19 protein-coding genes are annotated in these 19,991 nt (G+C 71.8%); 11 read left to right on the top strand and 8 right to left on the bottom strand.

The features are described from left to right. Positions 1–96 precede the first annotated feature (96 nt). The 4 genes from ABT078_RS08620 to ABT078_RS08605 all read left to right on the top strand — a co-directional run bounded on the left by ABT078_RS08620 (position 97) and on the right by ABT078_RS08605 (position 4,344). Entirely contained in the window at positions 97–1,590 is a 1,494-nt protein-coding gene (locus ABT078_RS08620) for a hypothetical protein (protein WP_351225274.1), read from the top strand. Between the two features lie 642 nt (positions 1,591–2,232). Beyond that, positions 2,233–3,708, top strand: coding sequence for an alkaline phosphatase PhoX (locus tag ABT078_RS08615; protein ID WP_351225272.1), 1,476 nt, complete (start codon positions 2,233–2,235; stop codon positions 3,706–3,708). Positions 3,709–3,783: 75 nt separating this feature from the next. Then, positions 3,784–4,005 carry an HNH endonuclease gene (locus ABT078_RS08610; RefSeq protein WP_351225602.1) on the top strand — a complete coding sequence of 74 codons (222 nt, stop codon included), beginning with the start codon at positions 3,784–3,786 and terminating at the stop codon, positions 4,003–4,005. A 111-nt stretch (positions 4,006–4,116) separates the two neighbouring features. Then, positions 4,117–4,344 carry a hypothetical protein gene (locus ABT078_RS08605; protein ID WP_351225270.1) on the top strand — a complete coding sequence of 76 codons (228 nt, stop codon included), beginning with the start codon at positions 4,117–4,119 and terminating at the stop codon, positions 4,342–4,344. Positions 4,345–4,434: 90 nt separating this feature from the next. On the opposite strand, the gene ABT078_RS08600 is transcribed toward ABT078_RS08605, so the two are convergent. From ABT078_RS08600 to ABT078_RS08590, 3 genes are read right to left on the bottom strand one after another with little or no spacing between them, the layout of a single operon-like run. Beyond that, the gene (locus ABT078_RS08600; RefSeq protein WP_351225268.1) at positions 4,435–5,664 is read right to left on the bottom strand and encodes a TerD family protein; all 1,230 of its coding nucleotides are present in this window, start codon (positions 5,662–5,664) and stop codon (positions 4,435–4,437) included. A gap of 36 nt (positions 5,665–5,700) precedes the next feature. After that, positions 5,701–5,937, bottom strand: coding sequence for a hypothetical protein (locus ABT078_RS08595; protein ID WP_351225266.1), 237 nt, complete (start codon positions 5,935–5,937; stop codon positions 5,701–5,703). A gap of 48 nt (positions 5,938–5,985) precedes the next feature. After that, positions 5,986–6,810, bottom strand: coding sequence for an NAD-dependent epimerase/dehydratase family protein (locus tag ABT078_RS08590; RefSeq protein WP_351225264.1), 825 nt, complete (start codon positions 6,808–6,810; stop codon positions 5,986–5,988). 286 nt (positions 6,811–7,096) lie between these two features. On the opposite strand from ABT078_RS08590, the gene ABT078_RS08585 reads away from it, so the two are divergent. Beyond that, positions 7,097–8,062: a 5-dehydro-4-deoxyglucarate dehydratase gene (locus ABT078_RS08585; RefSeq protein ID WP_351225262.1), complete on the top strand. Its 966-nt coding sequence runs from the start codon at positions 7,097–7,099 to the stop codon at positions 8,060–8,062. Beyond that, the gene (locus tag ABT078_RS08580; RefSeq protein ID WP_351225260.1) at positions 8,059–9,222 is read left to right on the top strand and encodes a hypothetical protein; all 1,164 of its coding nucleotides are present in this window, start codon (positions 8,059–8,061) and stop codon (positions 9,220–9,222) included. The genes ABT078_RS08585 and ABT078_RS08580 overlap by 4 nt, the downstream gene beginning before the upstream one ends. On the opposite strand, the gene ABT078_RS08575 is transcribed toward ABT078_RS08580, so the two are convergent. After that, a complete protein-coding gene (locus ABT078_RS08575; protein ID WP_351225258.1) occupies positions 9,194–10,384 on the bottom strand; it encodes an MFS transporter in 1,191 nt (396 codons plus the stop codon). The two genes, ABT078_RS08580 and ABT078_RS08575, sit on opposite strands and share 29 nt — an antisense overlap. Before the next feature lie 237 nt (positions 10,385–10,621). Between ABT078_RS08575 and ABT078_RS08570 the strand changes: the two genes are divergently transcribed. Continuing rightward, the gene (locus tag ABT078_RS08570; protein ID WP_351225256.1) at positions 10,622–12,034 is read left to right on the top strand and encodes an NCS2 family permease; all 1,413 of its coding nucleotides are present in this window, start codon (positions 10,622–10,624) and stop codon (positions 12,032–12,034) included. 205 nt (positions 12,035–12,239) lie between these two features. On the opposite strand, the gene ABT078_RS08565 is transcribed toward ABT078_RS08570, so the two are convergent. The 3 genes from ABT078_RS08565 to ABT078_RS08555 all read right to left on the bottom strand — a co-directional run bounded on the left by ABT078_RS08565 (position 12,240) and on the right by ABT078_RS08555 (position 15,161). Then, the gene (locus ABT078_RS08565; protein ID WP_351225600.1) at positions 12,240–12,626 is read right to left on the bottom strand and encodes a hypothetical protein; all 387 of its coding nucleotides are present in this window, start codon (positions 12,624–12,626) and stop codon (positions 12,240–12,242) included. 129 nt (positions 12,627–12,755) lie between these two features. Continuing rightward, complete coding sequence (locus tag ABT078_RS08560) at positions 12,756–14,204, bottom strand: peptidoglycan D,D-transpeptidase FtsI family protein (RefSeq protein ID WP_351225254.1); 1,449 nt, start codon at positions 14,202–14,204, stop codon at positions 12,756–12,758. A gap of 186 nt (positions 14,205–14,390) precedes the next feature. Further along, the gene (locus tag ABT078_RS08555; RefSeq protein ID WP_351225252.1) at positions 14,391–15,161 is read right to left on the bottom strand and encodes an IclR family transcriptional regulator; all 771 of its coding nucleotides are present in this window, start codon (positions 15,159–15,161) and stop codon (positions 14,391–14,393) included. A gap of 109 nt (positions 15,162–15,270) precedes the next feature. On the opposite strand from ABT078_RS08555, the gene ABT078_RS08550 reads away from it, so the two are divergent. The 4 genes from ABT078_RS08550 (at position 15,271) to ABT078_RS08535 (ending at position 19,434) form a co-directional block, all read left to right on the top strand. Continuing rightward, entirely contained in the window at positions 15,271–16,797 is a 1,527-nt protein-coding gene (locus ABT078_RS08550; RefSeq protein ID WP_351225250.1) for an aldehyde dehydrogenase (NADP(+)), read from the top strand. A 4-nt stretch (positions 16,798–16,801) separates the two neighbouring features. After that, positions 16,802–17,416: a DUF1349 domain-containing protein gene (locus tag ABT078_RS08545; RefSeq protein WP_351225248.1), complete on the top strand. Its 615-nt coding sequence runs from the start codon at positions 16,802–16,804 to the stop codon at positions 17,414–17,416. A gap of 176 nt (positions 17,417–17,592) precedes the next feature. Beyond that, the gene (locus ABT078_RS08540) at positions 17,593–18,318 is read left to right on the top strand and encodes a DsbA family oxidoreductase (protein ID WP_351225246.1); all 726 of its coding nucleotides are present in this window, start codon (positions 17,593–17,595) and stop codon (positions 18,316–18,318) included. A 69-nt stretch (positions 18,319–18,387) separates the two neighbouring features. Further along, positions 18,388–19,434 (top strand): aminotransferase class V-fold PLP-dependent enzyme, encoded by a 1,047-nt coding sequence (locus ABT078_RS08535; protein WP_351225244.1) that lies wholly within the window; start codon positions 18,388–18,390, stop codon positions 19,432–19,434. Here the strand turns inward: ABT078_RS08535 and ABT078_RS08530 are convergent. Next, positions 19,383–19,943: a MarR family winged helix-turn-helix transcriptional regulator gene (locus ABT078_RS08530; RefSeq protein ID WP_351225242.1), complete on the bottom strand. Its 561-nt coding sequence runs from the start codon at positions 19,941–19,943 to the stop codon at positions 19,383–19,385. The genes ABT078_RS08535 and ABT078_RS08530 overlap by 52 nt on opposite strands. Between the last annotated feature and the right edge of the window lie 48 nt (positions 19,944–19,991).

Here is a 19,991-nt window from a genome sequence, read left to right as displayed (position 1 = left end):
GGTTGACGCGTTCATGAACCGGAAGGCTTCGGGTGAAATGCGTCTACGCTGGGTGCCGCCCCGAGCCGGTACGCGCAAGCCGAGGAGAGCCGCCAGATGCCAGGAGACCGCCCCGCCGGACGCCCCGCCCTGCCGCCGGTGCGACTGCACTCGGAGGCGGAGTTGGCGCGCGACGCGCTGGGCACGCCGCTGTTGGCCCGGGCCGTACGCCTCGCGCGCTGGGCCGGGCAGGAGACGAGGGTCGGTGTGGGCGGGGAACTCGTGGACGAGCAACTTCCCGCAGCTGCCGAGGCATTGGGGATCCCGGCGGACGAGGACGGAGCGGCGGACGCCAGCGAGGCGTGGCGGGTCGCCGTGGACACGGGCCTCGTCGAGGTCAGCGACCCCGACGAGGCGGGAGAGAGCAGGGACGGGGACAAGGACGCCGGGCTCGGCACCGTCACCCCGGGCGGCAATCTGTCACTGATCACCGGCGGCAGCCCGCAGGATGTGCTCGCGCTCTGGCAGGACGCCTTCGACGTGGTCTTCGCCGACGCCATCGCACCCGCCCTGGACGACCTGTCCGAACTCGTCGGCGAGGACGGCGGGATCGACTTCGAGGCCCTCGGCTGGAACCCCGACGCGGAGGCCGAGTTCCTCGAGAGCGTGCTCGCCACCCTCTACCTGCTCACCGCCACGAAGGGCGGGGCCGGGGAAGGCCCGGTGCCGCTCCCGGTCCTCGCCGCATCGGCGGTCGTGCCCGACGACATGGGGGAGCCCACCGACGACGTCCTCGAGCAGGTGTCCGACGCGATGATGCGGCTGGACGACCAGTTCCGGCTGCTGGAGCCGATCGGGCTGGTGGAGTACCGGCCGGTCGACGAGGCCCTGATGGTGGAGGAGGGCGCGGAGGGCGCGGAAGGCGCGCCGCGGGGGGACGACGAGGACGTCTCGCGGTACGGGCTCGTGAAGCTGACGCCGCTCGGGCTGTACGGGGTACGGGCCCGGATGCTGGAGGCCGGAGCGGTCGCGCCGGCGGTGGGTGACCTCGTCGGCAGGGGCGCCGACACGCTGCTCGACGGGGTGGCCCACTACCCGGAGGCGGCCGCGCGCGCGGAGACCGTGGCGTGGCTCGCCAGGCGCGAGCCCGCTGACGCGGCCAGGGACCTGCTCAGCGCCGCCCGCGGTGCGGACCGCGGCGCTCCGCTGCGGCGGCTGCACTGCCAGCAGGCGCTGTCGCTCCTCGGCGCGCACGCCGAGCCCGCGGTGCGTGACGTCCTCGACGACCGGGAACTCGGCGGACTCGCGCGTGTGTGGCTCGCGGAGCGGGGCGCAAAGGACGTGCCGGCGCCGCCGGAATCCATGATCTTCTGGCTCGCCATCGACACGATCGCTGCGCAGCTGGACGCCGAGGGTGACTTGGAGGAGCTGCAGGACCTCGTGGAAGGGCTCGTCGGACGGCACAGCGGGTTCTTCGAGGCCGCGTGGCGGGTGGAGCATCCGGCGACGGCGGACGTGCTGGAGGCGATGGGGCGGCTGCACCGCGACAGGACGACCGCGAAGGACGCGCGCAAGGCGGCGTTCAAGGCGCGCTCGCGGCCGGAGGCATAGCGCCGGCACCGCTGCGCGGAGCCTTTCCCCTCCGTGCCCGTCCCGATCGTGTCGATACGCGGCTGTGTCGATGCGCGGCTCCGCCGCGCGCGGGGCGAGCTCTGGGCCCCCGGTCCGGGGCCGGGTCCCGGACCCCCGTTGCGGACTTCCCCAGGCCCTGCGGCGCGCCGCCCCGGTCGTGTGGGGACTTCCTGCGGCCTGCGGCGCGAGGCCCGCCGGTGAGGCTTTGTCTTGCCGCACTCGCCCCGGACCCCGTGGCGGGCGGGAGCTCCTCCCGGTCCGCGCTTCCATCGGGCGCCTGGCACGGCCGGCGCAGGTGGTCGCCTGCTCACGGAATGAGGGCAAGACCCCACACACCCGGTCGCTCACCGGTAGCGTCCGGTCGGCCCGGATGCCCGTCCTCCAACGCCGGACGGGCTCGCAAGGAGCCCGGGTGGGCGGGTTCATGGAAGCGGGTCTGTGGGTGCTGTGTGATGTCTCGCGGTGTTCAACCGGCGTTCAGGCGTGAGCGGGAGCGTTGCCCCGCAGACCGCAGACCGCAGACCGCAGACCGCAGACCGCAGACCGCAGACCGCAGGACCCGCACCGCCGCACCGCCCGACCTCCAGGCACCATGCCACCACCTTCCCGCAGGAGACCGCGATGCCGCTCAGCCGCAGGGAATTCACCCGACAGTCCGCGCTCACCGGCGCGGGAGTCGCCCTCACCGGTGCCGTCGGCGCACTCGCCACCGCACCCGGCGCACTCGCCGCCGAGGACAACGCCGAGGGGACGGCCGCGGAGGTGACCCGCGGCGACGGCCACGGCGACGGCCACGGCGACACCCACGGCCCGGGCTACGGCCCCCTGATTTCCGACCCGAAGGGCATCCTCGCCCTCCCCGCCGGGTTCTCGTACCGCATCGTCACCCACAGCGGTGTCACCAAGCTGGAGTCGGGCGAGTTCACCCCCGCCAAGCACGACGGCACGGCCACCTTCGAGGGCCCCCGCGGCGTCACCCTCCTCGTCAACAACCACGAGCTCAAGGGCCCGCGCACGAACTACGAGTACCCCGTCCCGCTCGCCGACGGCCTCGTCTACGACCCGACCGCGGCCGGAGGCTGCACCGTCGTCGAGGTCCACCGCGACGGCCGCACGGCCGAGTGGGTCGGCATCTCCGGCACCTCGCAGAACTGCGCGGGCGGCCGTACCCCGTGGGGGACCTGGCTCACCTGCGAGGAGACCGCCGACCGCGCCGGCGAGAACGGCATGACCAAGGACCACGGCTACGTCTTCGAGGTCGACCCCTACGACCGCCGTGCCAACCGCCACCCGCTGCCGATCAAGGCCTTCGGCCGCTACGAGCACGAGGCCGTCGTCATCGACACCAAGCGCGGCCACGCCTACCTCACCGAGGACGCCTCAGGGCCCAACGGCCTCTTCTACCGCTGGGTCCCGCCGACCGGCTTCCAGCACGGCCGTGGCCGGCTGCGCCACATTCCCGAGGACGCCGGCAGGCTCCAGGCGCCCAAGTGCTACGACGCGGGCGGCCGTTTCGTCGACGATCTGTCGCGCGCCACGAAGACCGGCACGGTGTACGGCGTGGACTGGGTCGACGTCCCGGACCGTGACGCGAAGACCGTGCCGGTGCGCAAGCAGTTCGGCGATGCCGGGGTCACCCGGGCCCGCAAGCTCGAAGGCATGTGGTGGGCGGACGGCGGCGCGTACCTCGTCTCCTCGTACGCCCGCGAGGAGAGTCCGGGGCAGGCGCACGACGGCCAGGTCTGGTTCTACGACCCGCGGCGCCGGACCCTGACCCTCAAGGTGCTGCTCGGTGTCAACGCGGACCCGTCGAAGGACGGCGCGTACGACGGCCCCGACAACATCACCGTCTCGCCCTACGGCGGCCTGATCATCGCCGAGGACGGGGAGGGCGTCCAGCACCTCTTCGGCGCGACCGAGCGCGGGCGTACGTACCCGATCGCCCGCAACGAGCTGAATCTCGGCACCGAGGAGGAGCCGGAATACAGCGAGTTCGCCGGAGTCGTCTTCTCGCCCGACGGCCGGACGCTGTTCGCCAGCATCCAGACTCCTGGGATCATGCTCGCCATCACGGGCCCGTGGAAGCGGGCCCGCTGAAAAACCCTCGAAGGCTTCGAGGCACGCGGCACGTTGCAGAACGGGTACCGGATCTTCTGGCGGAACGGCAAACGCGTGCCTGAGCACCGCCTTGTGAGGGAGCAGATCCTGGGGCGTCCGCTTGCGTCAAGAACCGAGAGTGTCCCTCACAAGAACGGCATCCGGGACGACGATCGGCCTGAGAATCTCGAGCTCTGGACATCGATGCAGCCCAGTGGCCAGAGGGCGAGTGATCTGCTGGAGTTCGCACGAGCGGTCCTCGAGCGTTGCGGGGACATTTCTGACGAAGCACTGTGAGGCACGTCGCAGTCCTGGTGCCGCCGTACCGACGACGGCACCAGGACGAAGTCAGAGCGCCTGGGCCGCGGGCTTGGACCGGTGGCGGCCGGAGGGCGCATACTTCGGGTAATGACAAAGTCAGCCGGATCCCGGCGCCATCTGCCCTCCAGTCCCTTCAACCGCCCCACCCCGGTCAGCCCTCCGATCGAGCAGTTCGAGGTCGGAGACCGGGTTTCGCATGATCAGTTCGGACTCGGAAGAGTCATCGCAGTCGAGGGCGCAGACGCCGTCCTCATCGACTTCGCCGGGCGACAGGGAAGGATCCTGAGCCCCTTCACCAAACTGGCCAAACTCTGACAGGGCCGGTCCTGGGGCCGCCGCACATGCGCGACGACCCCAGGGCCCGGTCCGGACGGCCAGACCGGTCAGGGCACCGTTGGTGGCGCCTCAGAGCGCCTTGGCCGCGGGCTTGACCATGCCGCGGACCGTGCGGGACTTCACGAACTCGCCCATCGCGGTCATCTCCCACTCGCCGGAGAACTGGCGGATGAGCTTGGCCATCATGACGCCGGTCTGCGGCTCCGCGCCGGTCAGGTCGAAGCGCACCAGCTCCTCGCCCGTCGCGGCGTCCATCAGCCGGCAGTACGCCTTCGCGACCTCGGTGAACTTCTGGCCGGTGAAGGAGTTGACCGTGAAGACCAGGCCCGTCGCGTCGGCCGGGATACGGCCCAGGTCCACGACGATCACCTCGTCGTCGCCCGCGCCCTCGCCGGTGAGGTTGTCGCCGGAGTGCTTGATCGCACCGTTCAGGATGGACAGCTTGCCGAAGTAGCAGCTGTCCAGGTGGTTGCGCTGCGGACCGTACGCGATCACGGACGCGTCCAGGTCGATGTCCTTGCCGCGGAACGCGGGCTCCCAGCCGAGGCCCATCTTGACCTGGGAGAGCAGCGGGCGGCCGCCCTTGACCAGGGAGACGGTCTGGTTCTTCTGGAGGCTGACGCGGCCCTTGTCCAGGTTGATCTTTCCGGCGCCGGGCGCGGGGGCGGGTGCCGGTGCAGCTGCCGGTGCGGCGGGGGCTGCGGGTGCCTGGGCGGCGGGTGCCGGTGCGGCGGGGGCTGCGGGTGCCTGGGCGGCGGGTGCCGGAGCGACCGCCGGTGCGGGGGCCGCGGCCGGCTCCTCCTCGACCGAGACGCCGAAGTCGGTGGCGATGCCCGCCAGCCCGTTCGCGTACCCCTGGCCGACCGCGCGGGCCTTCCACGCGCCGTTGCGCAGATAGATCTCCACGATCACCAGCGCCGTCTCCGCGCCCAGCCGGGGCGGGGTGAAGGTCGCCAGCACCGAGCTGTCGTCGGCGTTGCGGATCGTGGCCGTGGGCTCGATGCCCTGGAAGGTCTGGCCTGCGGCATCCGGGCTCGCCGTGACCACGATCTTCTCGATCCCGGGCGGGACGGACGCGGTGTCCACGATGATCGCGTCGGGCGCCGCGCCACCGCCGGAGCGGTGGGTCACGCCGGGGCCCGCCGGCTGGTTGTAGAAGATGAAATCGTCGTCGGAGCGCACTTTGCCGTCGGCCGTGAGCAGCAGGCCCGATACGTCGAGCCGCACCGGAGCGGCGACGTCCACCGCCACGCGTGCGGTGGTCAGGGGGATGTTCGAGCCGGGGGTCATAGCTGTCATGCCAGAGGTAACGAGCGACACCGCTTTGCCGTTCCCTTACCTTCGGCCGAATCGGTCCTGGTTCCTCGGGTGCCGACGGGCCGTCCGCTCGTTCCCGAAGCGGTAGGCACCGGTCCAGCGGGCCATCACCAGCTGCTCGTCCCCCGACTCCACCTCGGCAAGGAACTTCTCCGCGCGGGCGGCGCGCAGGGTGCCCGCGGCCCGGCCGTGGTGGGTGAGGACGACGCTGCCGTCGCCGTGACGGACGTAGCGGAAACCTGAAGGTCCTGGCATGGCCCGCATACTGCCCCGTCTGCCGGTGCGCGGCACCCGAATATCGCCTCAGTGAGGCCAGCGAGGCGGGTTCGTCACGAAGTGCCCGCCCAGATATGTGTGGTCCGGGTTGTCCGGGTCGAGCTCACCCTGTTCGGCGACGAGCTTCTCCGTGAACTGCTCGGAGTCGTCCTGCGGCTCGTACCCGAGCGCACGCGCCGTCGAGAGGTCCCACCACAGCCGTGTGTTGGCGGAGGAGCCGTAGACCACCGTGTGGCCGACGCCCTCCGCCGTGAGCGCCGCGTGGAAGAGGCGGGCGCCGTCGCCCGGGCTCAGCCAGACGGACAGCATCCGCACACTGCTGGGCTCGAGGAAGCAGGAGCCGATCCGGACCGAGACGGTCTCGATGCCGTGCTGGTCCCAGTAGAGCTGGGCGAGGTCCTCGCCGAAGCACTTGGACAGGCCGTAGTACGTGTCCGGGCGGTGGGGCGTGTCGACCGGGATCAGCGCGCCCGCATCAAGGGGTGTGTCTCCGCGCGGGCGCGGAGTGAAGCCGACGGCGTGGTTGCTGGAGGCGAACACGACGCGCCTGACGCCCGCCTCGCGTGCCGCCTCGTACAGGTTGTACGTGCCTTCGATGTTGGTGCGGAGGATCTTCTCGAAGGGGGCTTCCAGCGAGATGCCTGCCAGATGGATGATCGCGTCGACGCCCCGTACGGCCTCGCGCAGCGCGTCCCGGTCGGCAAGGTCGGCGGTGACCGCGTCCCGTTCCCCCTCGATGGGGGTCATGTCGAAGAGCCGGAGCTCGTAGCCGTATGCGGGCAGCAGACCCCGCATCAGGGTGCCGAGGCCCCCGGCTGCGCCGGTGAGCAGGACGGTGCGGGGTGCGGGCATGGGTGGTTCCCCTCGACGCGATGCGGGTCTGGCGTGCGACACGGTCTGATCCGTAGACGGCATTCACATGCGTGGACAAGCTAGGGACGTGCTCCACGCACCGTCAAGTGTTCCGTCCGGGACGGGACTCCGTCTCTCAGTTGCGTTTTTCCGTCATTCGAGTTGCGGTCGTCCGGCTTGACCTCCCCCTTGCGGCTGCCATAGCGTGGCGACGTTCAGAAATATAGACATCAATCAGATTGATGCACGAGCCCCGATCGCTCGGTGCACGGCCCAGGGAGCGCCCGTGTCCTCAGCCCCGCTCGCCGCCCGACTGACCCGTGCCAACGGGCCGCTGTTCTTCCCCGTCACCGCGTACGGACCTGACGGCGCCCTCGACCTCGACGCCTTCCGCGCCCATGTGCGTTCCGGCGTCGAGGCCGGTGCCGCCGCCGTCTTCGCCTGCTGCGGCACCGGCGAGTTCCATGCGCTCACCCCGGAGGAGTTCCGCGACTGCGTCGCCGCGGCCGTCCAGGAGACCGCCGGCCGGGTCCCCGTCGTCGCGGGCGCCGGATACGGCACGGCCCTCGCGATCCGGTACGCGAAGCTCGCCGAGGACGCGGGCGCCGACGGGATCCTCGCCATGCCGCCCTACCTCGTCGTCGCCGACCAGGAAGGGCTGCTGCGCCACTACACCGCGCTCGCCGCCGCCACCGCGCTCGACGTCATCGTCTATCAGCGCGACAACGCCGTGTTCACACCCGAGACCGTCGTCGAGCTCGCCGCCGTCGACGGCATCATCGGCCTCAAGGACGGGTACGGCGATCTCGATCTGATGCAGCGCATCGTCAGCGCCGTCCGCACCACGGCAGCCGGGTCCGAAGCCCCGGGGCGCGACTTCCTCTACTTCAACGGGCTGCCCACCGCCGAACTCACCGGCCTCGCCTACCGCGGCATCGGCATCACCCTCTACTCCTCCGCCGTCTTCTGCTTCGCCCCCGAGATCGCGCTCGCCTTCCACCGTGCCCTGACGACCGGCGACGACGCGACGGTCGAACGCCTCCTCGACGGCTTCTACCGCCCGCTCGTCGAGCTCCGCGCCCGGCGCAACGGATACGCCGTCTCGCTCGTCAAGGCCGCGGTGCGGCTGCGCGGACAGGACGTCGGAGAGGTGCGGCCCCCGCTCAGCGAGCCGACCGCCGACCACATCAAGGAGCTCGCCGACATCGTCGAACGCGGCTACGCCCTCCTCGCGGACGGAGCGGCCGAGTGAGGGCGAGCGCCTTCGCCTACCCCTGGGACATCGTCGGCGACCCCGACGCCCCAGCCCGGATCGCCGGCCTCGGCGTCCGGCAGGTCACCCTCGCCTCCGCCTACCACTCCACGCGCGCCCTGACCCCGCGCCACCCCCGCCACCGCATCGTCACCGCCGAGCACGCCTCGGTGCTCTACCCGCCTGACGAGGAGCGCTGGGAGGGGCGCCCGCTGCGTCCGTACGCGGCGGGTGCCTGGGCGCCGGGCGACGCGTACGGGCAGGCCGCCGAGGCCCTCGCGGCCGCCGGGCTCGACGTGCACACCTGGGTCGTCCTCGCCCACAACTCCCGCCTGGGCGCCGAGCATCCGGGCACCTGCGTCGTCAACGCCTACGGCGACCGATACCCCTGGGCGCCCTGCATCGCCCAGCCCGCCGTCCGCGCGTATCTGCTCGACCTCGCGGCCGAGGCGGCGGTACGGCCGGGGGCGCGCGGCACCGAGTTCGAGTCCTGCGGCTGGTACGGGCTCGCCCATCTGCACGCCCACGACAAGACCGCCGGAGTCGGGCTCGGCGAAGCCGCCCAGTACGCCATGTCGCTGTGCTTCTGCCCCGCTTGCCGGGACGGGTACGCCGCGCAGGGCGTGGACCCGGACGAGCTGAGTGCGGGCGTGCGCGAGGCGCTGGAACCGGTGTGGCGGGGGAGCGCGCCCGCCGACATCCCCGTCGAGAAGCTGCTGGGCGCCGAACCGACCGCCGTCACCCTGGAGTTCCGTACGCGGACCGCGCGGACCCTCCAGGAGGCGGTCGTCGCGGCGGTACGGGCCGCCGCGCCCGAGGGATTCCAGGTGCTGCTGCACGCGGACCCTGTGGCGTACCACTGCGGGGCGAACGCCGGGGTCGACCCCGCGCACGTCCTCGGCCTCGCCGACGGCGTGGTCGTGCCGTGTACAGGCGGGGCGCAGCTGGTGCCGCCCTTCGCCCGGCACGCCTCGGAGACGTCCGTCGTCGCCGCCAACTTCACGGTCGTCGGCGGCATGGGCGGCAGCCCGGGCACGCTCGCCGCCGACGCCGCCCGCGCCGCATCCCTCGGGGCGACCGAACTGCGGCTGTACCACGCGGGGCTGGCCGGTGACCAGGACCTGGCGGCCGTCAAGGACGCGCTGGCACAGCTCGCCTGACCGTCACGAGCGCCACGGCCGTCGCCACGCCCAGCGCTCCGACGACCGTCAGCATGACCCGGACGTCCACCACCGCGACCAGCCCCGCGCCCAGTGCCAGCGCGACCGCGTTCGGGAGGAACACGAGCGTCTGGGCGGTCGCGGCGGTACGTCCGAGCACCGTGTCCGGTGTCTCCCGCTGCACCGCCGTCATCGCCGCGACCAGCACACACGGCAGCCCGAACCCGACCGCCCCGCTGCACACCAGCGCCACCGCGTCGTACGGCATCGACCGCCCCGCCACCGCCACGGCGAACAGTGCGATGCCGCCCGCCGCGTACACCCGTTCCGGCAGCCGCCGCAGCAGGGCCCCGGAGAGCAGCCCGGTCAGTACGGACCCGGCGCCCTGCACCCCGTACAGCACCCCCACGAACGTGGGCGCATGCCCCAGCACCTCGTCGACGACCGCGAACAGCAGCGCGCCGTTCAGCCCGGCGAGCAGCATGGTGGCGCCGCCGGCCAGCACCAACGGCCGCAGCACCGGCGAGCGCCACAGGAAGCGCGCCCCCTCCGCCGTGCCCGCCCACGCGCGCCCGGGCCGGGCCGGCTTCTCCTCCCGTACCCGCAGCAGCGCGAAGATCCCGGCTGCCAGTGCGAACGTCGCCGCGTCGAGCAACGCCACCGACGCCCCGCCGTAACGGGCGAAGAGCCCGGCCGCGACCGGCGGCGCGATGAGCTTCATGCTCTCGTTCGCCGTCATCCGCAGCCCGTTGAAGTCCCCGAGCAGCCGCTGGTCGACCGCGCCCGCGAGCAGGGCGGCCTCCGCCGCGTCCTGGACGACGCCGCACGTTCCGTAGACCGCGAGGACGCAGAACAGCAGCCACACCCGGTCCGCGGAGTCGAGCAGCAGCAGCGACGGGAGCAACAGCGCCAGGGTGACGTTCACCGCGACCAGCAGCGGCCGCCTGCGGACCCGGTCGGCGACCGTTCCGAGCAGCGGCCCGGCGAGCGAGGGCGCCCACATGGCGAAGACCGTCAGCGCCGCGAGACTGTCCGAGCCGGTCAGCGACTTGACCCAGATGCCGGAGACCAGCCACATCGCGGTCGTCCCGAAGCCGGACGCGACGATGCCGGCGAGACAGAGCCCCGCGGTGCGGTCCCTGATGACCATGACCTTGCCCATCCGGGCATCGTGGCAGCGGGTGCGGTCCGGCCGGATGGGGCAGGTGACCTACTTTCCGGCGCGCCGGATCCTTAGCGGCGGCCGATCTGACGTAACACGACTGACGTTGTACAGCCGACGTAGCACGGCTGACGTTGCACAGCCGACGTAACGCGGAGAAGACCTGAAGGGCCTCATCGGTGGGAACAATGCAGCCACCACCAGAACCCGCCGCACCGTCACCCGCGAGGAGAGCCCATGCCGCTGCCCCCTGCCGTCGACCGCTACTTCAAGATCAGCGCACGCGGGTCGACCCTCGCTCGTGAGGTACGAGGCGGCTTCGCCACGTTCTTCACGATGGCCTACATTCTCGTGCTCAACCCGATCATCCTGGGCGGAGCCCAGGACAAGTTCGGCGCACAACTCTCCACCCACCAACTCGTGACGGTCACCGCGCTCGTGGCCGCCGTGATGACCGCGATCATGGGCCTCGGTGGCAACCTCCCGCTCGCCATCGCGGCCGGGCTCGGCCTCAACGCCGTCGTCGCGTACCAGATCGCGCCGCTGATGAGCTGGCCCGACGCGATGGGCCTCGTGGTCATCGAGGGCATCGTCATCTGCGTCCTGGTGGTCACCGGGCTGCGCGAGGCCATCATGCACGCCATCCCACAGCAGCTGAAGCAGGCGATCAGCGTCGGCATCGGACTCTTCATCGCCTTCATCGGCTTCATCGACGCGGGCTTCGTGACCCGCATCCCCGGCGAGACCGGGACCGTTCCCGTGCAACTCGGCGCCGAGGGGCACCTGTCCGGCTGGCCGGTGCTCGTCTTCTGCCTGGGCGTCCTGCTCACCATCTCGCTGATGGTGCGCAAGGTGCGTGGCGCGATCCTCATCTCGATCGTCACGATGACGGTCGTCGCGATCGTCATCGACGCGATCGCCGAGATCGCCCCGCTCGCCTGGGGACTGACCGTTCCCAGCGTCCCCAGCGACATCGTGGCCGCACCGGACTTCGGTCTCGTCGGCTCCTTCAGCCTCTTCGGCGCCTTCGAGCAGGTCAGCGTCATCACGATCGTCCTGCTCGTCTTCACCCTCGTCCTCAGCGACTTCTTCGACACCATGGGCACGGTCGTCGGCGTCTCCAACGAGGCCGGGCTGCTCGACGAGAACGGCGATGTCCCGAACCTGGGCCGGGTGCTGCTCATCGACGGCGCGGCCGCGGCCGTGGGCGGCGCGGCCTCCGCCTCCTCGGCCACGTCCTACATCGAGTCGGCCGCCGGCGTCGGCGAGGGCGCCCGCACGGGCGTCGCCAACGTGGTCACCGGCGCGCTCTTCGGCCTCGCCCTGTTCCTCACCCCCCTCGCCACGGTCGTTCCCGCCCAGGCCGCGGCCCCCGCGCTGGTCGTGGTCGGCTTCCTGCTGATGACACAGGTCCGGCACATCGAATGGGAGCGGTACGAGATCGCCATTCCGGCGTTCCTGACGATCGTCGTGATGCCGTTCACGTACTCCATCACCAACGGCATCGGCGCCGGGTTCCTCGCCTACGTCGTCCTGAAGACGGTGCAGGGCAAGGCGCGCGAGGTGCACTGGCTGCTGTGGGGCACGGCGGCGCTGTTCGTCGTGTACTTCGCGATCGGCCCGATCGAGCAGCTGCTGGGTATCGGCTAGCGGTATCCGGAAATGAGGCCCCGGCCATCGGCCGGGGAGCATCCGCGGGGCTGGGGCCGCCTCAGCTCCGCAGGTGCCCCAGCTCGGACCGCACCGCGCGGTCCACGGCGTCGCGTGCCTGATCGGTGTGGTCGATCGTCTCGAACCCGTGGTGGCCGAGCGGGACGTCGACCACCTCGACGTCGTGGGGCCCTGGCCGACGGCGTCACGCGGGCCGCCGGGCACCCCTGCCCTCGTACCGGAGCGCCACGCCCGTCACCAGCGCGCCCACGCCCTCCCACAGGCCCACGCCCAGGAAGCCGGACGGGGCGCGTCCGCCGATCACGGCGAGGGTGAAGACCGTGCAGGTCAGCAGGCGGAAGGGGACCGTCCAGCGGAAGAAGGGCTTCCAGTCGGCAAGGGACGCCAGGATGTAGTAGACGCCCATATTGACCGCCGCCATCGAGGACGCGGTGAGAAAGACCAGGGTGTGGTCGCCATCCGCGCGGCCGGAGTCGGGTGTGGGCTTGAACCCCATGAGGCTGAGCAGGGCGTCGGGGGCGATGAGTCCCACCACGCCGAGGGCGGCGGCGAGGATGCCGAACACCGCCATGGTCCAGCCGGACAGGGATCGGGGCAGGGCTTGCACAGAAGTCCTCCGCAGGCAAAAGGAGTTGACGGGTGAACACCCGTGAAGGACCTCTGCATACCGTGCGCCCCGCCCCGGCCCGCGACCGGGGGGCTACTTGAGCGCCGCCCTCATCATCCGCTCCGCGATCGGCGCCGCCAGCCCGTTGCCGCTGACCTCCGAGCGCGCCGCGCCCGAGTCCTCGACGATCACCGCGACCGCCACCTCCTTGCCCGTCTCCGCGTCCTTGGCGTACGACGTGAACCAGGCGTACGGCGTCTTGCTGTTGTTCTCGCCGTGCTGGGCCGTGCCCGTCTTGCCGCCCACCTCGGCGCCGTCGATCCGCGCGTTGCCGCCCGTGCCGTCCTCCACGACCGTGACCATGGCGCTGCGCAGCTGCTCCGCCGTGGCGGAGGACACGATCCGCTCGGAGCCGGCGTCCTCGTAGCTCTGCAGAGTGTCGCCGTCCGCGTCGACCACGTTCGAGACCATATGGGGCGACGCCAGCAGACCGTCGTTGGCCAGGGTGGCGGACACCATTGCCATCTGCAGCGGAGTCGCCGTCACATCGAACTGGCCGATACCGGTCAGCGCGGTCTGCGCGCTGTCCATGTCCGCCGGATACACGCTCTTCGTGGCGCGCACCGGTACGTCCTGCTCGCTGTCGTTGAAGCCGAACTTCTCCGCCATCGCCCGGACCTTGTCCTGCCCGAGGTCGGCGGCCATCTTCCCGAAGACGTTGTTGCAGGAGTACTGCAGCGCCGTGCGGATCGTCGCGTTCTGGCACGGCGCGGACTTGTTCTCGTTCTCCAGCACGGTCCGGGTGTCCGGCAGCGTGTACGGGGACGGGCTGTCCGTCCGCTCGTCCACCGAGGAGTGGAGCCCGTCCTCGAGCGCCGCCGCCGCGACCACCAGCTTGAACGTCGAGCCCGGCGGCAGTGGCTGCCGCAGCGCCCGGTTCAGCATCGGCCGGTCCTTGTCGCCGGTGAGCTCCTGCCAGGCGTCGCCGTCCGTCGTGCCGCTGATCGTCGAGGGGTCGTACGACGGCGTGCTCACCAGCCCCAGGATCCGCCCGGTCTTCGGGTCGATCGCGACCGCGGCACCCTTCTTGTCGCCGAGCGCCTCGAAACCGGCCTTCTGCACGGCCGGGTCGATCGTGGTGAGGACGTCACCGGGCTGGGCCTGCTTGTCGGTGAGCACGTCGAGCGGGCTCTTCAGACGGTTGTCGGTGCCGTCGAGCACGTCGCCGTAGATGCCCTCGAGCTGGGTGGCGCCGTAGGCCTGCGAGCTGAAGCCGGTGACGGGTGCGTACAGCTCGCCGTTCGTGTAGGTCCGCTTGTACGCGAGATCGCTGCCTTCCGTTCTCTTCGAGCCCGTGACCGGCGACCCGGCCACGACGATGTCGCCGAGCGGCTGTGCGTACTGCGCGATGGTGTTCCGCCGGTTGTGTTTGTCGTCCGCGAGGGCCTCGGCCCTGTACGCCTGCAGCCAGGTGGCCCGCACCAGCAGGGCGAGCACCAGGAGCAGACTGAGGACCGCGGCGCGCCTGATTGTCCTGTTCATCCCACGAAGGGACGAGCGGCCTGGACGGTTCCGTTCCGGTCTGCCGGGTTTCTCAGGAAATCCTCATCCGAGCGCCCGGAGCCCGGAGCCCGGAGCCCCGAGCCCGGAGCGGCCGTGCGGCCGGGCTGCGGCCCGGTGCGCCTCCTGCCTGGTGATGAAGCTCCGCCGCCGTAGGGCGGAGGGCGGTCACAGCCGCCGCGTCGCCAGCGTGAGCCGGTCCCGGGCGTCGAACAGCGCATCCTTGATCATCTGCTCGTGCGCCGGGGTCAGCCGGGCCACCGGCACCGAGCAGCTGATGGCGTCGCGCGCCGGGGTGCGGTACGGGATCGCGACGCCGAAGCAGCGCAGGCCCAGCGTGTTCTCCTCGCGGTCCACGGCGTAGCCCTGCTCGCGGATCTGCCGCAGCTCCTCGATGAGCTGCTCCCGGTCCGTGATGGTGTGCTCGGTGAGCGCCGGCAGCGTCTCAGGAAGCATCTTGCGGACCTGCTCGTCGCTGTGGGTGGCGAGCAGCGCCTTGCCGAGCGAGGTCGAGTGGGCGGGCAGCCGGCGGCCGACGCGGGTGAAGGGGCGCAGATAGTGCTGGGACTGGCGGGTGGCGAGGTAGACGACGTTCGTCCCGTCGAGGCGCGCCAGGTGGATCGTCTCGGTGGTGTCGTCCGACAGCCGGTCCAGGGTGGGCCGGGCGGCCGCGACGACCTCGTCGCCGTCGATGTACGACGTGCCGACGAGCAGGGCGCGTACGCCGATGCCGTACCGCGTGCCCGTGGCGTCCGTCTCGACCCAGCCCAGCTCCACGAGCGTGCGCAGCAGCATGTAGAGGCTGGACTTGGGATAGCCGACGGCCTCCTGGACGGCGGCGAGCGAGTGCATACCGGGACGACCCGCGAAGTATTCGAGCAATTCCACGGTCCGCACCGCGGACTTGACCTGTGCCCCACCCTGCTCGACAGCTGCCATGGCCCTTCGTCCTCCTTGACCGCGCAGAACGCCCGGAAATAGAGTCCCCGTACATTCAGTATCAGGAACTCCGTTCAGAATACCGAACGATTCCGGGAAGGAAGCCGTGGTGGAAGCAGCACCAGTCTGGAGCGTGGACCCCCGAACCGGGAAGCCGCGTGAGCAGGTTGCGGTGGAGGCCACGGCCGACGAGGTCGACAGTGCGGTACGGGCCGCGGACGCCGCACGCCCCGCGCTCGCCGACCGCACTGTACGGGCCGCCCTCCTGCGCACCGCGGCCAGCCTCCTCGACGAGGCGGGCGAGCACGTCATCGAGGCCGCCGACGCCGAGACCGCCCTGGGCCCTGCACGGCTGACCGGCGAACTGGCGAGGACCACCGCCCAGTTGCGGGCGTTCGCCGACGTCGTCGACGAGGGTGCCTTCCTCGACATCCGGATCGACCACGCGGACGCGGACCGCACGCCGCCGTGGCCCGATCTGCGCCGCTGGAAGATCCCCCTCGGGGTCGTGGCCGTCTACTCCGCGAGCAACTTCCCGCTCGCCTTCTCCGTGCCGGGCGGCGACACCGCGAGCGCCCTCGCCGCCGGCTGCCCCGTCGTCGTCAAGGCCCACCCGGACCACCCGGCCACCTCCGAGCTGTGCGCGGCGCTGCTGCGCAGGGCAGCCCGCCAGGTCGGGCTCCCGGAGGACGTCGTGGTCCTGGTGCACGGCTTCGACGCTGGCGTGGAACTCGTACGCCACCCGCTGGTCGCCGCCGCCGGTTTCACCGGTTCCGTACGCGGCGGGCGCGCCCTCTTCGACGCGGCGGCCGCCCGACCCGCACCCATCCCGTTCCACGGCGAGCTCGGCTCCCTCAACCCGGTCGTGATCACCGAGGCCGCCGCCGCCGAGCGCGCGGAGGCGATCGGCAGCGGTTTGGCCGGGTCGGTGACCCTGGGCGAGGGCCAGTTCTGCACCAAGCCCGGCTTCGTCCTGGCCCCGGCGGGCGACGCGGGCGACCGGCTGCTCAAGGCCCTCGGCGCCGCCGTGAGCGAGACCGAGCCCGGGATCATGCTCGACCACCGCATGCGCGACGCCTTCGTCGCGGGCGTCGCCGAGCGCACCGCGCTGGACGGCGTCGAGGCGCCCGTCACGCCCGGCGCCGGGGGAGCGCACACCGTGAGCGCGGGCTTCCTGACCGTACCGGCGCAGCGGCTGACCGCCGACGGCCCGCACGACCTCCTGCTGGAGGAGTGCTTCGGGCCGGTCACCGTCGTCGCCCGCTACGCGGCGCAGGACGAGATCGCCGGCGTACTGTCGCGGCTGTCCGGCAATCTCACCGCCACCCTGCACGCCGTCGACGACGACCCCGAGGCAGCCGGGCTCCTCGCGGCGCTCACCCCCCTCGCGGGCCGCGTCCTCGTCAACGGCTGGCCGACCGGAGTCGCCGTAGCCCCCGCCCAGCACCACGGCGGCCCGTACCCGGCCACCACCTCCACGTCCACATCGGTCGGTGCCACGGCGATCGAGCGCTGGCTGCGCCCGGTCACCTACCAGTCGGCGCCGCCCTCGCTGCTCCCCCCCGAGCTCCGCGACGACAACCCGCTCGGCCTCCCGCGCCGGGTCGACGGGCGCCCGGAGGGTCTGGAAAGCTGACCGGGTGACCGACGAGATCACTCTGCCCGAACTCCCCTTCCCGCTACGTCCGTACGGACCGGACGCCGACTGGTCGTACGAGACCGGCATGCTCACCGGCTGGGCGGGCGCACGTCAGGACCGCTTCGTGCCGCCCACCGGTGACGCCCTGGACCCGGCCTCCGACGCGCCCCGCCTCCTCGGCGCGCCGGAGGGGGACTTCCAGCTGATCGCCCGAGTGAAGGTGGGCTTCGGTGCCGCCTTCGACGCAGGCGCGCTCTACCTCCACGTCGCCGAGCGCGAATGGGCCAAGCTCTGCCTGGAGCTGTCCCCGGACAGGCCGACCGTCTGCACGGTCGTCACCCGGGGGCACTCCGACGACGCCAACTCCTTCGTCGTGGACGGCGACAGCGCCTGGCTGCGGATCAGCCGCACCGGGGCCGCGTTCGCCTTCCACGCATCGCTGGACGGCGAGCACTGGACCTTCGTCCGCATCTTCACCTTCGGTACGAAGGAGCAGGCCGGGGCGGCGCTCGTCGGCTTCATGGCGCAGTCCCCGGTGGGCGAGGGGTGCGTCGTCGGCTTCGACCGGATCGAGTACCGGAAGTCCTGGCCGGAGGGCCTGCGGGACGGCTCCTGATCACGAGCGGCTCGGGGTGCCGTCGCCTCGCCGAGCGGCACCGCGATCCGAGGCCGGATCCGCGTGGCCGCGGAATGAGCAGGCTCCCGCGCGCGTTGAGGGCGTGAGCGGAGGGTCCCTCCGTGCCCGTACGCCGTCCGGACAGGCCGTCCGGACCGACTGGAGAGAGCGGAGACATGCGCGTCGAGATCTGGAGCGACATCGCCTGCCCCTGGTGCTACATCGGCAAGGCCCGCTTCGAGAAGGGCCTCGCGGCCTTCGACCACCGCGACGAGATCGAGGTGGTGCACCGCTCCTTCGAGCTCGACCCCCAGCTCGCCAAGGGCGACACCGGGCCCGTGATCGACATGATCACGCGCAAGTACCGCCGCACCGTCGACGAGGCCCGCGCCATGGAGGAGCACGTCGCCTCCACCGCGCGCGCCGAGGGGCTTCCATACCGCACCGAGGGCCGGGACACCGGCAACACCTTCGACATCCACCGCCTCCTGCACCTGGCCAGGGCCCGTGGCCGCCATGACGAGCTGCTCGACCTTGCCTACCGGGCGAACTTCGGCGACGAGCGGTCCGTCTTCGACCTCGAGGTGCTGGCCGAACTCGCCGTGGAGGCCGGCCTGGACGCCGACGAGGCCCGCGCGGTCCTCGCCGATGACGACGCGTACGCCGACGAGGTACGGGCGGACGAGCGCGAGGCGGCCGAACTCGGTGCCAGCGCCGTGCCGTTCTTCGTCATCGACCGCCGCTACGGGGTCTCCGGCGGACAGCCCGCCGAGGTCTTCACCCAGGCGCTGGAGCAGGCCTGGCAGGGCCGGGCCATCGTCCCGCTCGGCGCGGACGCGGATGCCGCGGCCTGCGGCCCCGACGGTGCCTGCGAGGTTCCGCAGCCCGGAGCCCATTCATAAGAAATGCTTGGAGATATTCGGCAGAATCTCGCAATTGACTGATGGTTCGCGAGGTTCCAGGGTGGTCGTATGGACACTCCGGGAGGCGCAGAGTTCGCGCCGAAGTCGACGTATCTGAACACCTCCAGCTGCGGCGTGCTGCCCCGCCGCACGGTCGAGGCGATCAAGGAACTCGCCGAGGAGAACGGCGACGGGCGGCCGGACGGTGCGGGCGACTTCGAGACCATCGAGGCCGCCCGCGCCTCCTTCGCCCGTCTGGCCGGTGTGCCGGCGGAGCGCGTCGCCGTCGGCGGCTCGGTCGCCGTGCATGTCGCGCTGATCGCCGGCTCGCTGCCGCCGGGCGCGGAAGTCCTCTTCCCCGAAGGCGAGTTCAGCTCCGTCATCACCCCCTTCACGGTCCGCGGCGATCTGAAGGTGCGGTACGCGCCGCTCGACGCGCTCGCCGGCGCCGTACGTCCCGGCACCACGCTGATCGGGCTGTCCGCCGTCCAGTCGGCCGACGGCCGCATCGTGGATCTCGCGGCGGTCCGGGCCGCGGCGGCGGCGCACGGCGCCCGCGTCCTCCTCGATGCCAGCCAGTCGGCGGGCTGGCTCCCGCTCGACGCGGGAGCGTACGACTACACCGTGACCGGCGCCTTCAAGTACCTGCTCTGCCCGCGCGGTACGTCATTCCTCACCGTCACCGAGGAGGCGCAGGAATCGCTGACTCCGGCGCATGCGGGCTGGTTCGCGGCAGCGGACCGCTGGGGGAGCACCTACGGGCCGGTCGAGGAGTTCGCCACGTCCGCGCGGCGCTACGACGAGCCGCCGTCCTTCCTGGCGTACCACGGGGCCGAGCAGTCCCTGGCCCTGCTGGAGGAGATCGGCGTCGAGGCCATCCACGCCCACAACACCGCCCTCGCGGCCCGCTTCAGGTCGGGACTGACGGAGCTCGGTCACGCTCCCGTTCCCGGGGACTCCGGCATCGTCGCCATTCCCGGTCTCGGCGGCCGGCAGCCGGAACTGGCGCGAGCCGGGATCGTCGTCTCGGCCCGCGCGGGCAATCTGCGGGCCTCCTTCCACCTCTACAACGACGAGGCGGACGTCGACAGGGCGCTCGACGCGCTCTCGGGCTGAGGCTCCTGCGCCGTGGGCCGTTCGGGGCAGGCCGCCGTCTCGGTGCAGAGGTTCCGCTCGACCTTGGTCAGCAGCCGAGCCAGCTCGGCGCGCTCGGCCGGGTCGAGACCGGCGAGCGTGTGCTCCTCCAGCGCGCTCCAGGCGCTGCTCACCTCGGTGAGCAGCGCGCAGCTGCCCTCCGTCGCCTCGACGAGGACGGCTCGCCGGTCCGCCGGGTCGGGGCAGCGCCGGACGTGCCCGGACTGTTCGAGGCGCTGGAGCATCTTGGTGACGGTCGACGGGTCGAGCTCACAGGTCTTGATGAGTTCCGACTGCCGGACCGGCCCGGCCTCCCAGAGGTACATCATCACCAACTCCTGGCCCGGGTAGAGCCCCGCCTGCTTGAGCAGCCTGGCCGCCGCGGTGCGGTGGAGCCTGGCGACCCGGGAGACGGCGTGGCTGACCGGGCCGCCACGGGCCGCGGCAGGCAGGCGGTCGTCGGTACAGACGGGATCGGCCTCTGGTCTCATCGGGCCTCCTCGGGAATCCTCCGGCGGGTTCGCGGACAACTCCGACGC

This window comes from Streptomyces sp. NPDC002133 (assembly GCF_040296405.1).
GTDB lineage: Bacteria > Actinomycetota > Actinomycetes > Streptomycetales > Streptomycetaceae > Streptomyces.
This window is presented reverse-complemented; position numbering and strand designations above follow the sequence as displayed.